Below are 12,477 nucleotides of genomic sequence, written 5' to 3'. Positions count from 1 at the left end.
TTTCCTGGGGGGGACTAGGAGTGACGGCGGCGGCGCGCCTGCCGGACGGCACCGCCGGCGAGGACGGCGAGCAGCGCGCCACCGGCGATCAGGCCGATGTCGGGGCCGCTGCCGCTGCTGCCGCCGCCCTGGTCGGCGGTCCGGGCCGCGCCCGCCGCGCCGATCCGGTCGCCGCAACCCGCTTGCGGGTACCCGGCGATGGCGCACAGCAGCCCGTTGGTGTCGTAGCGCAGCGGCGGGGCGACGGCGGCCAGCACCTCGGCCGAGGTGGCGCGGGGCGCGACGGCGGCGCAGGCGGTCCGCTGCCCGGGCACCGGGGCGGCGGGCGAGCCGGCGTCCTCGGCGGTCCCGAAGTCCAGCACGACGGCCACCCGCTTGCGGCCCTCCTGGGCGGGTGTGTCCGCGCAGATCTCCGTGAAGCTCCCGGCGGTCCGGGGCTTCGCGGCGTCCTGCCCGCCGTCCGGGCTCAGCGCGTACCGCCACCCGTCCACCGAGCCGTCCGGCGGCACCGCGACGGCGGGCCCCTGCTGCTGGTACGTCCAGGCTCCGCCCTCGGCGCCGCGCCAGAACGACCAGTAGCGGTAGCCGGCGGCCTGCGCGGGAGCGGCGGAGGCGAGCACCAGCACCGCCCCGAGGAGGGGCAGCAGCAGCGCGGCGACGGCCCGGCGGGTGCGGACGTCGGCGCCCGCCGGGGCGGGGCGGGGTGCGGGGCGCATCAGAGGTGGGGGTTGCGCTTGCGCTGGAGGCTGAGCACGAGGCCGCCGCCGATGCCGACGAGGAGGCCGACGCCGATGAGCCAGTACTGGCCGATGCCGCCGTCCTTCTTCTCCTTCGGGGCCTCCGTCGCCGAGGCGGCGGCTTCGGCGGCCTTGGGCGCCGGGCCGAGGGCGGTGAGCTGGCCGGTCAGGGCGGCGGTGTCGCGGTGGGCGGCCTGGGCGACCAGCAGGAGGGTGGCGGTGGCGCCGGCGTCGGTGCCGCCCTTGGTCCAGGTGGCGCCCTCCTTGGTGAGCCAGTCGACGGCGCCGGCGGCCTGCTGGGGGTGGCCGCTCTGGCTGAGGGCGAGGGCGGCCCAGGCGGTGGCGGTGTAGTCGGGGGTGGGGGCGGCGCCCGGGGTGGTGAGGGTGAGGTGGTCGCCGCCGGCCGCGAGCTGGGCGGTCAGGTAGGCGCCGACGGCCTCGCCGGACTCCGCGTGCGTAACCGGGGCCGAGAAGGCCGAGGAGCCCTGGGCGGCCGGGGCGTCGGAGGCGCACGCCAGGGCCTTGGGCGCGGCGTCGGCGTGCACCGAGCCGGCGACCGGCAGGTGGCCGCCGCTCGCGGCGAGCGCGGCCTGGGCGCTGGCCAGGGCGTTCGGGGTGAGGGCGCCGACGGCCGGGTCGAACTGGTAGGCGAAGGCGCCGCGCTGGTCGGCGGGGGCGGCGCAGCCGAGCTGGAAGAGGGCGAGCCCGTCGAAGGCGGACCGGCCGGCCTTGGCGACGCCGGCCGGGTCGGTCTTGGCGGCGAACAGCGCGTTGACGGCGAGGCCGGTGGAGTCGGCGTCGCCGGGGCTGCCCGGGTTGTAGGCCCAGCTGCCGTCGGCGTTCTGGTTGGCCTTGAGCCAGCCGACGCCCTTGTCGACGGCTTCCTGGTGCCCGCCGAGGGCGGCCAGGGCCTGGACGGCGACGGCGGTGGCGTTGCTGTCCTCGGTCTTGGGGTCGCAGGCCGCGCCGGCGGCCCGGTACGACGGCCAGCCGCCGTCCTCGCACTGCTGCCCGGTGAGCCAGCCGACGGCCGAGTCGGCCGGGGTGACCTTGGCCGCCGCCAGCGCGGTGAGCGCGAGCGACTGTCGCCAGACGCCGTCGTACGTCGGGTCGCCCTTGCCGTACAGCCCGTCGGGGAGGGCGGCGGGGGTCGGCGCGGGGCTGTCGGCGAGGGCCGGGCCGGCGGCGATGCCGGTGAGCAGCGCGGCGGACAGGGCGGCGGCGCCCAGGCGGGCGGCGGTCAGCATGGTGCGGGTGTGCCTTTCGGTGAGCGGTGGTGGCCCGGGCGGGGCCGTTCCGTAGTCCTCGACGGTGCCGGGCGCGTGCGTCCGGACGGGCCGCTCGCCCCTCCCCGGGTGCTCCGACTCGTCCGGGCGGCCGAGGGCGGGCACCGGTCTCACGGCTGCGGGGTCAGCGCCGGATTCGCACCGGCTTTCCCCGGGGGAGGAGCGGGATGGAGTTGTGCCGACTGTCGACTCTAGCCGCCGCAGCACGACGAGCGGCCCGGGGCGGGCAGGAACAGGTTCCAGTCGGCGGCGGGAGGAGGACGGTTCACGGCAGGGTGAGCAGCCGGGCCGCGGTGTGCAGGTCGGCCCGTACCTCGGCGATCGAGGCGCGGCCGGAGAGCCAGGCGACCAGTGCCGAGTGCCAGGTGTGCTCGATCACCCGCACCGCCGCGCGCTGGCTCCCGGTGGGCGGTCCGGACTGGCCGATCGCGTCCAGGATGAGCTGTCCGGTGGCCACGCTGACCTGGTCCACCTCGGCCCCGACCGAGCGGTCCGCGAAGGACAGCGCCCGGACCATGGCCTCGGCCAGCAGCGGCTCGCGCTGCAGCGCGTGGAAGGCCCGGGTGAGGGTGTCGGCGACCCGCAGCGCCGGTTCGAGGTCGGTCGGCGGGTGGCGCCGGATGTGCTCGTGGAGGCCCTGCAGCTGCTCCAGCATCACCGCCACCAGCAGGTGCACCTTGGACGGGAAGTACCGGTAGAGCGTGCCGAGGGCGACCTGCGCGCTCTCCGCGACCTCCCGCATCTGCACCGCCTCGTACCCGCCGCGCACCGCCAGTGCGGTGGCGGCCCGCAGGATGCGCCGGCGCCGTTCGGCCTGGCGCGCGGTCAGCGGCGGCTCGCCCGGAGGGGAGACCGGCGGCAACGTCGAAGGAGGGGGTGGCGGCAAGGGTGCTCCCGGGCGGGCGAGAGTGGCGGCGTGCTCCACATGGTCGGCAGGATTCGGCGTGGCGGGAATCACCAGCCCTGGCTCCTGGGGAAAAGCTACGGGCCGGTATCTTCGAGGTCTCTCATTGTTCACGTGGTCGACGACGAGTTCCCCAGCCATTGAAACCTGATCTACTTTAGCGACCGGAAGCACGACCGGCAGCACCGATAGCAGCTAGAGAAGAGGGCCCAGGATGACCGCGCAGCCGCTGCGGATTGCCCTGCTGTCGTACCGCGGTGACCCCTTCTGCGGGGGTCAGGGCGTGTACGTACGACACCTCTCCCGCGAGCTGGCGCGGCTCGGCCACCACGTGGACGTGATCGGCGCCCAGCCCTACCCGGTGCTCGACGAGGTCGACGGCCCCGGCTCGGTGCGCCTGGTGGAGCTGCCCAGCCTGGACCTCTACCGCGCCGACGACCCCTTCCGCACCCCGGCCCGGGGCGAGTTCCGCGGCCCGGTGGACGTGCTGGAGTTCGCCACCATGCGCACCGGCGGCTTCCCCGAGCCGCTCACCTTCTCGCTGCGCGCCCGCCGGTACCTGGCCGCCCACAAGGGCCGCTACGACGTGGTCCACGACAACCAGACCCTCGGCTACGGCCTGCTCGGCCTGGCCCGGCACGGCTTCCCGCTGGTCACCACGATCCACCACCCGATCACCGTGGACCGGCAGCTGGAGCTGGACGCCGCCACCACCCGGGGCAAGCGGCTCTCGCTGCGCCGCTGGTACGCCTTCACCCGGATGCAGCGCCGGGTCGCCGCCCGGCTGGACCACGTGATCACCGTCTCCGGGACCTCGCAGCGCGAGATCGCCGAGCACCTGGGCGCCGCGCCGGACGCGATCTCGGTGGTGCCGATCGGTGCCGACACCCGGCTCTGGTCGCCCTCGGCGGAGATCGGGCGCGTCCCCGGCCGGATCGTCACCACCTCCAGCGCGGACGTCCCGCTGAAGGGCCTGGTCTTCCTGGTCGAGGCGCTCGCCAAGGTGCGCACCGAGCGGGACGCCCACCTGGTGGTGGTCGGCAAGCCGCAGAAGGAGGACGGGCCGGTGGCCGAGGCGGTGCGCCGCTTCGGGCTGGCCGGGCACATCGAGTTCCGCAGCGGACTGACCGACCGCGAGCTGGTCGACCTCTACCGCTCGGCCGAGGTGGCCTGCGTCCCCTCCCTGTACGAGGGCTTCTCGCTGCCCGCCGCCGAGGCGATGGCCACCGGCACCCCGCTGGTCGCCACCACCGGCGGGGCGATCCCCGAGGTGGCCGGGCCGGACGGGGAGACCTGCCTGGCGGTGCCGCCGGGGGAGGCGGACGCGCTGGCCGCCGCGCTCGGCCGGCTGCTGGACGACCCCGAGCTGCGGGCCGGACTCGGCGCGGCCGGACGGCAGCGGGTGCTCGCCCGGTTCACCTGGGAGCGGGCCGCCGAGCTGACCGCCGAGGCCTACCGCGCGGCGATCGCCACCGGCGCCGGCGCCCGGGCCCGCTCGGGGCCGGGCTGGCGGTACGTGGCCTAGGGCCCTGTCGACGCGCACGGGCGGACGGCGCCGTCCCGGTCGGCCGCCCGGCCGGTGGCGGCGGGTCGGTGACGACGGGTCGGTGACGGCGGGTCGGGGCCCGCCCGGCGCAGTGCGACGTGCTGAACGAAGGCCTGACGAGGCGTCAAGAACGCTTGGCAGCAATAGGAATGGGAGTCCAGCAGTGCTGACCGTCGATTTCTCGCGCTTCCCGCTCGCCCCTGGCGACCGGGTGCTCGACCTGGGCTGCGGCGGGGGCCGGCACGCGTTCGAGTGCTACCGCCGCGGCGCCAACGTGATCGCCCTCGACCAGAACGCCGGGGAGATCGCCGAGGTCAGGAAGTGGTTCGCGGCGATGGAGCAGGCCGGTGAGGCCCCCGAGGGGGCGTCGGCGGTCGCGATGGAGGGCAACGCGCTGGCGCTGCCGTTCGAGGACGAATCCTTCGACAAGATCATCATCTCCGAGGTGATGGAGCACATCCCGGACGACAAGGGCGTGCTCAACGAGATGTTCCGGGTCCTCAAGCCGGGCGGCCTGCTCGCCGTCACCGTGCCGCGCTGGCTGCCCGAGAAGATCTGCTGGGCCCTGTCCGACGAGTACCACGCGAACGAGGGCGGCCACATCCGGATCTACCGGGGCGACGAGCTGCTCGGCAAGCTCAAGGACGCCGGCCTGGAGCCGTACGGCACCCACCACGCGCACGCGCTGCACTCGCCGTACTGGTGGATCAAGTGCGCGGTCGGCGTCGACAACGACAAGGCGCTGCCGGTGAAGGCGTACCACCAGCTGCTGGTCTGGGACATCGTCGGCACCCCGGTGATCAGCAGCCTCACCAAGGCCGCCGAGCGGGCGCTCAACCCGGTGATCGGCAAGAGCTTCGTCGCGTACGCCTCCAAGCCCAACCGCGCGCCGGGCAGGACGGCATGACCGCCGCCGTCCCCGAGGTGCTGCTGCTCGACGGGGTGCTCGACGCCGAGCAGGCCGCCGACACCGTCCGCAGCATCCTGGCCGAGCAGCGCCCCGACGGCGCCATACCGTGGTTCGCCGGCCACCACCTCGACCCCTGGGACCACACCGAGGCCGCGATGGCCCTCGACACGGCCGGCGAGCACGCCGCCGCCGAGGCCGCCTACCGCTGGCTCGCCGCCGCCCAGAACCCGGACGGTTCCTGGTTCGCCGCCTACACCGACGGCGTGGTCACCGACCGGGCCAAGGAGAGCAACTTCTGCGCGTACGTCGCGGTCGGGGTCTGGCACCACCACCTCAGCACCGGCGACGACGCCTTCCTGGAGTGGATCTGGCCGGTCGTCCGGCGCGCCCTGGACTTCATCGTCGGACTGCGGCTGCCCGGCGGCCCGATCGCCTGGCGGGTCTCCGAGGACGGCACCGCCACCGACGAGGCGCTGCTCACCGGCTCGTCCAGCATCCTCCACGCGCTGCGCTGCGGCCTGGCCGTCGCCGAGTACCTGGAGGAGCCGCAGCCCGACTGGGAGCTCGCGGCCGGGCGGCTGGGGCACGCCGTCTCCCACCACCCCGAGCGGTTCCTGGACAAGGACCGCTACTCGATGGACTGGTACTACCCGGTGCTCGGCACCGGCCTGCGCGGCGACGCGGCGGTGGCCCGGATCGAGCGGGACTGGGAGCGCTTCGTCGTCCCCGGCCTCGGCGTGCGCTGCGTCAGCGACCGCCCGTGGGTGACCGGCGGGGAGAGCGCCGAGCTGGCGCTCGCGCTCTGGGCGATCGGCCAGTCCGACCGCGCGGTGGACATCCTGCGCTGGATCCAGAAGCACCTGCGGCACGAGGACGGCTCGTACTGGACCGGGTACGTCTTCGAGGACGACGCGATCTGGCCGGAGGAGCGCACCACCTGGACGGCCGGGGCGCTGCTGCTCGCGGTGGCCGCGCTCGGCGGGGACCCGGCGACGGTCTCGGTCTTCGGCGGGGAGCAGCTGCCGGCCGGGCTGGTGGTCGAGGACTGCTGCTGAGCCGGGCGCGCGTGCGGTAGCCGGACGCGCGTACGGGCAGCCGGGCCTGCGAGCGGGCAGTCGGACGCGTACGGCGATCGAGCGTACGGACGGAAGGCGAGCGCTCATGCGGAAGGGGCGGGACCGGAGAACCGGTCCCGCCCCTTCGCGGTACGTGCCCGCGGGCGGTCAGCCGCGCTGGATGCCCGTGGTGTCGGCCAGCACGCCCTGGCTGCCGTCCGGCAGCTGCGCGACCAGCGCGGCGCCGCGCTGCTCGACGGCCAGGTACCAGGTGCCCGGCACGACCTCGCCGACCGGGGCGCCGGCCGGGTTGTCCTTCGGGGCCAGCTGGCGCGGGGCCGGGACGGCGAACCAGAACGGCTGGAAGTCCGCCGCCGGGGCGGCCGCCTGCTGCTGCGCGGCCGGGGCCGGCTGCGGCACCGGGGTGCCGGCGTCGTGCGGCTGGACCGGCTGGCCGGGCTGCGGCTGGCCGGCGCCCGGGTAGCCGTAGCCGCCCTGGCCGCCGAACGCCGGGTCGTGGCCCTGGGCCGGGTAGCCGTACTGACCGGGCTGGCCGGGCGCACCCGGGTGACCGGGCTGGCCCGGGTAGCCGTACTGGCCGGGGACGGCCGCCGGGCGGTCGGAGACCAGCGGGGCCTTCAGCGCGGGCACCAGGGGGCTCGCGGCGGCCGCGCCGGCGAGCACGATCAGCGCGATGAAGCCGAGCCAGGCGCCGAAGCCGTGGCTGACGTTCGGGCCGTACGGGCTGGCGCCCAGGGACCAGACCGAGGTCCACAGCGCGGCGACCGCGAAGGCGATGCCCCACTGGTCCAGTCGCAGGCCGAGGACCTGTCGGTTGGCCGCGGCCTGGCCCTGGAAGCGCTGCACCAGGATCAGCGCGGCGGCGACGATGCCGAGCAGGTAGATCGAGGGCAGGACGGGGAACAGATCGGTGCTCCACGCGTTCTTTGAGGCGTCCGCACAGAGCCGACCGCTGCAGTCCGCGGCCAGATAGGGCAGGAAGGAGGCGATGAAGAGCAGGACGGCCGCGCCTGCGACGGCGGCGTCTCCCCTGGTGAGAGCGCGCAGATTCACTAACGTTCCCCTCGTTGACGTGTCGTGGACGGTGGTTCGTGCGGTCGGGCCGACCGGCCGAAACTCCCGAACGGACCAGAAGCCTAGGCCCATCCGTCCTGCCGGTGCACGGCGGGACCGGGAATGGGGCGAAGTCGTTGCAAACCGTGCGGTCCGGGCGGAGCGTCGTCCTCCGGGGGTGTGCGGTTCAACTCCCGTGTCGCTCTTCGGTCTTCTCTTGGGTCGTCAGGAACGCGGTCAGTGCGTCGGCGATCCCCTGGGCCGCCTGTTGGCGCCACTGAGGGTCCGTCATCCGCTTCGCGTCCGTCGAGTTGCGCATGTTACCGCACTCGATGAACACCTTGGGGACGGTGGAGAGGTTGAGGCCGCCCAGGTCGGAGCGGGTGTCCAGGCCGTCCTTGGCGGTGTAGTCCGCGTACGGTTCGCCGGTCGCGGCGTGGAACCGCTCGCGCAGCAGGAGGCCGAGCCGGTGCGAGGGATCGACGATGGCCGCGTTGTCCGCCTTTCCGGCCACCACCCTGGCGGGCATGATCACGTGGAATCCGCTGCCGCTCGCCGGGCCGCCGTCCCCGTGCACCGAGAGCGCGACGTCGGCGTGCGCGTCGGCGCCCGCGCGGGCGCGTTCGTCGATGCACGGGCCCCAGGGGCGGTCGCCGTCCTGCGCCAGCACCACCTTGGCGCCCCGGGCGGTCAGGATGGCGCGGGCCCGGCGGGAGACGTCCAGGGTGTACTCGGCCTCGGAGTAGCCCGCGTTGGTCTCGGTGCCGGTGGTGTCGCACTCCTTGCGGGTGTTGCCGATGTCCACCTGGCGGTTGATCTCGGCGGTGTGGGCGGAGTTGCCGGGGTTGTGGCCGGGGTCGAGCAGGACGGTGCGGCCGGCCAGGTCGGTGGCGGTGTCGGCGGGCGGGGCCGGGGTCCCGGCCGAGGGGGCGCCGCCGGTGGGGCCGCTGTCGGTGGGCGCCGGTGCGACCGGAGGGGTGAGGGGTGTGCCGGTGGCGGCCGGCTGGTCCGTGGCCGGCTGGTCCGTGGCCGTCGGAGCCGGGGGCTCGGCGGCCGGGGCCGAGCCCGGGGACGACGTGGCCGGGGCCGCCGCGGCGCCCGCCGGGCCGGAGTGGTCGAGGGCCCGCCAGCCGAACCAGCCCGCCGTGCAGAGCGGAACGGCCACGGCCGCGGCCGTGGTGGCGCGCAGCAGGGCGGAGCGGCGGGGTGGTCGGGCGGCGGAACCGGTCACTGGTCGGTCAGATCCTGTCCTGGGTGCGCGGAGTCAGACCGTAGTTCTTCGCGATCACGTTCCACTTGGTCATGAAGTCCGTCTTCGCCTGGGTGGCCTTCGGGTTGAGCTCGTCCGCGCGCTTCTTGTCAGGGGTGGCCGGGGCCCTGCCGGTGCAGCCCTGGGCGGCGACGGCGCGCGCCCAGCTCGCGTACGCCTTGTCGATGTCGGCCGACAGCTGCCAGGCGGACTTCAGCGAGTTCACCGCGTCCGCGCCGCCCGGCACGTCCGTGACGGTCAGTTGGGAGAGCTTGGCCAGCAGGGCGGCCCGCTGGCTCGCGCCGTTGTCGAAGTCCTGCGCGGCGCTCTCGATGTCGGCCTTCGGCGGGCAGCTGGTCACCTTGGCGACGGCGCTGCCGATCGGGGCCTTGGCGTTCTCGCCCTCGCTGAGCAGACTGTCCAGCGCCTGGGCCTGCGTGCCGGCGGCCGGACCGGGGCCGGTCGCGGTCGGGGACGGCGTGCCGGCGGGCGAGCCGGAGGCGCTCGCGGCGGCGCTCGGCGCGCCGTCCGTGCCCGTGGGCGCGGGGGCGGGCGGCAGGTTGTCCGGGCCGGTCGCCGGGGCGGAGGCCGGGGCGGGCACGGCCCGGTCGTCCTTGTCGCCGCCCTGGAGGGCGAACAGCAGGCCGCCGCCGATCGCCAGCACCAGCAGCAGCGCCGAGCCGATCAGCAGCGGGGTCCTGCGGTTGGTGGGCCGGTCCTCGTCGTCCCCGTGGCCGGTCGGATAGTCGGGCTGGGTGCCGTAAGGAGGCTGGGCGCCGTACGGGGACTGCGGCGGGGCGGCGGGCGGCTGCAGGAGGTAGTCGTAGCCGGCGGCCTGCTGCGGTGCCTGCTGCGGGGCGTGGGACTGCGGACCCGCATGGGAGGGGAACGGCGAGGCCGGAGGCGGGGCGGCCGGGGGCGGCGGAGCGGCGGGGAACAGCCGGGCGGTCGGCGGATCGTAGCCGGGCGAGGCGGCCAGGTACGGGCGGGCGCCCAGCGGCGGGCCCTGGTCGCCGACGGCGCCGGGCACGGACGGCGGGGCCGTCGGGCCGGGGTGGGCGGCGGCCTGCGGAGCCGCGGACTGCGGGGCCGCGGGAGGCTGGGGGGCGGCGGGAGCCCCGGGGGCGGACTGGGCTTCGGCCGGGCGCTGCGGGCCGCGCACCCAGCCGCCGGCACCGCCGCGCGCGGTGGGGTCCCAGACCGCCGGAGCGCTGTTCTGCTGGTCCGTCATGTCGCTGCTGGCCCCCACCGTCCGCCGATGATCTGCGCTCTGCCTGGTGCTGCGCGGCCACCGTACCGTTCGAACCCCCGCCCGACAGCCCCGGCACGACGTTAGAGCATCGGTGCGGGGACGCGGGAAGGAACGCGCTACCGGGCGGCTCGGCGCAGGACCCGCAGGGAGCCCGTCACCGAGACCTCCTCGAAGCCCTCGGCCAGCGCCCGCAGGTACACCCGGTACGGGGCCTGGCCGCCGTCCGCCGGATCCGGGAAGACGTCGTGCACCACCAGCAGGCCCTCCGGCGCCAGGTGCGGCACCCAGCCCTCGTAGTCGCCGGTCGCGTGCTCGTCGGTGTGCCCGCCGTCGATGAACACCAGGCCCAGCGGGCGCCCCCACAGCGCGGCGATCCGCGGCGAACGGCCGACCAGCGCCACCACGTGCTCCTCCAGCCCGGCGGCGTGCAGGGTGCGGCGGAACCTCGGCAGGGTGTCCATCAGCCCGACCTCGGGGTCGACCAGCGTCGAGTCGTGGTACTCCCAGCCGGGCTGCTGCTCCTCCGAACCGCGGTGGTGGTCGACGGTCAGCGCGACCGTCCCGGCCTCCCGCGCCGCCGCCGCGAGCAGGATCGCCGAGCGGCCGCAGTAGGTGCCGATCTCCAGCACCGGCAGCCCGGTGCCGCGTGCCACCGCCACCGCCGCCGCGTACAGTGCGAGCCCCTCGTCCACCGGCATGAACCCGGTGGCCTCCTCGAACGCCGCCAGCACCTCGGGCGCCGGCTCGGCGCTCAGCAGCAGGTCGGACATGCGGTGCTCCTCGGGGGTCGGGACGCGGGCGGACGTGCACGGACCCTACTCGACGGTAGCGGCGGCGACGGCGCCGGGGCGGCCGGGGCGGCCGGGGCCGCGCGGGCTCACGGTGCCCGGCCCGCGAGCAGTCGGTGCCCGCCCAGTGCCCGTCCGGTGCTCAACCGGCGAGCAGCTCGGCGGCGATCCGGCCGCGGTGCGGGGCCAGCTCGGCGGCGATCGCCCCGGCCTCGGCGGGGGCGGCGGTGACGGCGGCCGGCCGGGCCTCCGCGCGCTCGACCAGCGCGATCCGCAGATGGGTCGGCGGGTGGGTGGAGTCCACGGCGACGCGGTCACGGGCGCTGAGCCGCAGCAGGCGCTCGCGCTCGGTGGCGGGGACGGAGCCGAGGTGCTCGCGCAGGCGCTCCCAGAGCAGGTCCGGGGCGGGCGGCTTCGGCGGCTCCGGCTGCTCGGCCGTCCGGCCCCGGCCGCGGCGGACCGTCCGGGGACGCCGGCGCTCCTCGGCGCGGATCCGGTCCACGGCCGTGCACACCGGGCCGAACAGCAGGAAGGTCGAGAGCATGCCACCGGCCGCCTCGCTGCCGCCGACCCGGACGGCGAGGGCGTCCGCTCGGTACTCGGCCTGCTGTCCGGCGCGGGAGGTGAGCCGGTCGAACAGGTACAGGCCCTGGAGCAGCAGCCAGGCGACGGCCCGCAGGGCGACCGCGCCGACCATCGCGCCGATCCGGATCAGCAGCGAGACCTCGTCGCCGGGCCGGCGGCCCGGACGGTCGGGCCGGACCATGTCGTACCAGGCCGCGAGCGCCACGATCGCGCTGTGCAGCCAGAACGAGCGCCGGTGGTCGCCGTTGACGTGATGGCCGAACTCGTGGCCGAGCAGGGCGATCCGCTGCCGGTCGTCCAGCACCTCCCAGAGCGGCAGACCCAGCCGGAGGACGGGACGGCGGCGCAGCCCCACCAGCCCGTAGGAGGCGTTGAACTCGTCGGTGACCTGGATGGCGGCCACCGGCGCGGCACCGAGCTCGGCGGCAACCCGGTCCGCCAGCCCGTACAGCGCCGGAGCCGAGGCCCGGTCGAGGACGTTCTCGCGCGGCAAGCGGCCGAGCCGGGGGCGCAGCGCGACCGCGATCACCAGCGCCACCGCGCCCGCGCAGCGCTGCACCGTGTTCCCGGTGACGAGCAGCCAGAGCGCCAGGAAGAACAGGCCGACGGTGACCAGGTGGATCGGAACGGCGGCGGCGGAGGCCAGCAGCCAGTCGCGGCGGGCGGTGGGGGAGTCGCCGCCCGCGGCCTGCTCCTCGAACAGCCGGTCGGTGCGGTCGGCCGCCGCCCGCTCGCGCCGGGTGGGCGCGGCGGTGCCGTCCTGACCGGGGGACAGGTTCCAGTCGCAGGCCGGGCACCAGGCGGTGAAGCGCCGGTCGGCGGTCAGCGCGGCGTCGCAGCGGGGGCAGGGCCCGCCGTGGGCGGCCGGCTCGGCGGAGATCGGCGGCGACGTCAGTGGGGACGTCGGTGGGGACGTCGGTGGGGACGTCTGCGGGGGTATCGACACGGTGGTGATCATGGCGTGTTCCGGTGGTGGAAGGACAGTGGATCCGCACAGTTCCGCCGGCCGCTTGTTGTGGAACGCGTTCTCGTCGCGCCGCGCCGCCCGTGCCAGAATCGGCGCGACCGCCGATCCGAGGAACACCAGGCAC

11 protein-coding genes and 1 riboswitch are annotated in these 12,477 nt (G+C 75.8%); of the genes, 3 read left to right on the top strand and 8 right to left on the bottom strand.

The window, feature by feature from the left end; all coding sequences use genetic code 11:
- Positions 1–14: 14 nt before the first annotated feature.
- From ACGFSC_RS31025 to ACGFSC_RS31015, 3 genes are all read right to left on the bottom strand, one after another.
- The gene (locus ACGFSC_RS31025; protein ID WP_359896870.1) at positions 15–716 is read right to left on the bottom strand and encodes an SCO2322 family protein; all 702 of its coding nucleotides are present in this window, start codon (positions 714–716) and stop codon (positions 15–17) included.
- The gene (locus ACGFSC_RS31020) at positions 716–1,984 is read right to left on the bottom strand and encodes a prenyltransferase/squalene oxidase repeat-containing protein (RefSeq protein WP_392864253.1); all 1,269 of its coding nucleotides are present in this window, start codon (positions 1,982–1,984) and stop codon (positions 716–718) included. Before ACGFSC_RS31020 ends, ACGFSC_RS31025 begins: the two co-directional genes overlap by 1 nt.
- A gap of 106 nt (positions 1,985–2,090) precedes the next feature.
- Positions 2,091–2,175, bottom strand: a riboswitch (cobalamin riboswitch).
- 113 nt (positions 2,176–2,288) lie between these two features.
- The gene (locus ACGFSC_RS31015; RefSeq protein ID WP_359896874.1) at positions 2,289–2,885 is read right to left on the bottom strand and encodes a TetR family transcriptional regulator; all 597 of its coding nucleotides are present in this window, start codon (positions 2,883–2,885) and stop codon (positions 2,289–2,291) included.
- Positions 2,886–3,141: 256 nt separating this feature from the next.
- On the opposite strand from ACGFSC_RS31015, the gene ACGFSC_RS31010 reads away from it, so the two are divergent.
- From ACGFSC_RS31010 to ACGFSC_RS31000, 3 genes are all read left to right on the top strand, one after another.
- Complete coding sequence (locus ACGFSC_RS31010; protein WP_359896876.1) at positions 3,142–4,452, top strand: glycosyltransferase family 4 protein; 1,311 nt, start codon at positions 3,142–3,144, stop codon at positions 4,450–4,452.
- Between the two features lie 184 nt (positions 4,453–4,636).
- On the top strand, positions 4,637–5,380 hold the full coding sequence (locus ACGFSC_RS31005) for a methyltransferase domain-containing protein (protein ID WP_359896878.1): 744 nt from the start codon (positions 4,637–4,639) through the stop codon (positions 5,378–5,380).
- Positions 5,377–6,438, top strand: a complete 1,062-nt coding sequence (locus ACGFSC_RS31000; protein ID WP_359896881.1) for a prenyltransferase — start codon at positions 5,377–5,379, stop codon at positions 6,436–6,438. Before ACGFSC_RS31005 ends, ACGFSC_RS31000 begins: the two co-directional genes overlap by 4 nt.
- A 168-nt stretch (positions 6,439–6,606) precedes the next feature.
- Here ACGFSC_RS31000 and ACGFSC_RS30995 read toward each other — a convergent pair whose 3' ends face one another.
- From ACGFSC_RS30995 to ACGFSC_RS30975, 5 genes are all read right to left on the bottom strand, one after another.
- Positions 6,607–7,512: a hypothetical protein gene (locus ACGFSC_RS30995; protein WP_359896883.1), complete on the bottom strand. Its 906-nt coding sequence runs from the start codon at positions 7,510–7,512 to the stop codon at positions 6,607–6,609.
- A 187-nt stretch (positions 7,513–7,699) separates the two neighbouring features.
- Positions 7,700–8,743 carry an N-acetylmuramoyl-L-alanine amidase gene (locus ACGFSC_RS30990; protein ID WP_359896884.1) on the bottom strand — a complete coding sequence of 348 codons (1,044 nt, stop codon included), beginning with the start codon at positions 8,741–8,743 and terminating at the stop codon, positions 7,700–7,702.
- Positions 8,744–8,750: 7 nt separating this feature from the next.
- The gene (locus ACGFSC_RS30985; protein ID WP_359896885.1) at positions 8,751–9,992 is read right to left on the bottom strand and encodes a hypothetical protein; all 1,242 of its coding nucleotides are present in this window, start codon (positions 9,990–9,992) and stop codon (positions 8,751–8,753) included.
- A gap of 137 nt (positions 9,993–10,129) precedes the next feature.
- Positions 10,130–10,783, bottom strand: a complete 654-nt coding sequence (locus ACGFSC_RS30980) for a class I SAM-dependent methyltransferase (protein WP_359896888.1) — start codon at positions 10,781–10,783, stop codon at positions 10,130–10,132.
- Positions 10,784–10,943: 160 nt separating this feature from the next.
- Positions 10,944–12,344 carry a M48 family metallopeptidase gene (locus ACGFSC_RS30975; protein ID WP_359896890.1) on the bottom strand — a complete coding sequence of 467 codons (1,401 nt, stop codon included), beginning with the start codon at positions 12,342–12,344 and terminating at the stop codon, positions 10,944–10,946.
- Between the last annotated feature and the right edge of the window lie 133 nt (positions 12,345–12,477).

Source organism: Kitasatospora sp. NPDC048715 (assembly GCF_043198905.1).
Taxonomy (GTDB): Bacteria; Actinomycetota; Actinomycetes; order Streptomycetales; family Streptomycetaceae; genus Kitasatospora; species Kitasatospora lactacystinica.
The sequence above is the reverse complement of the archived record's forward strand: the minus strand, read 5'-3'. Positions and strand labels throughout refer to the sequence as shown.

Excerpts from the sequence above, each read along its gene's own strand:
- ACGFSC_RS30980 (WP_359896888.1), bottom strand. The coding sequence starts at position 10,783 with ATGTCCGACCTGCTGCTGAGCGCCGAGCCGGCGCCCGAGGTGCTGGCG.
- ACGFSC_RS30975 (WP_359896890.1), bottom strand. The coding sequence starts at position 12,344 with ATGATCACCACCGTGTCGATACCCCCGCAGACGTCCCCACCGACGTCC.
- ACGFSC_RS31010 (WP_359896876.1), top strand. The coding sequence starts at position 3,142 with ATGACCGCGCAGCCGCTGCGGATTGCCCTGCTGTCGTACCGCGGTGAC.
- ACGFSC_RS31000 (WP_359896881.1), top strand. The coding sequence starts at position 5,377 with ATGACCGCCGCCGTCCCCGAGGTGCTGCTGCTCGACGGGGTGCTCGAC.
- ACGFSC_RS31025 (WP_359896870.1), bottom strand. The coding sequence starts at position 716 with ATGCGCCCCGCACCCCGCCCCGCCCCGGCGGGCGCCGACGTCCGCACC.
- ACGFSC_RS31020 (WP_392864253.1), bottom strand. The coding sequence starts at position 1,984 with ATGCTGACCGCCGCCCGCCTGGGCGCCGCCGCCCTGTCCGCCGCGCTG.
- ACGFSC_RS30985 (WP_359896885.1), bottom strand. The coding sequence starts at position 9,992 with ATGACGGACCAGCAGAACAGCGCTCCGGCGGTCTGGGACCCCACCGCG.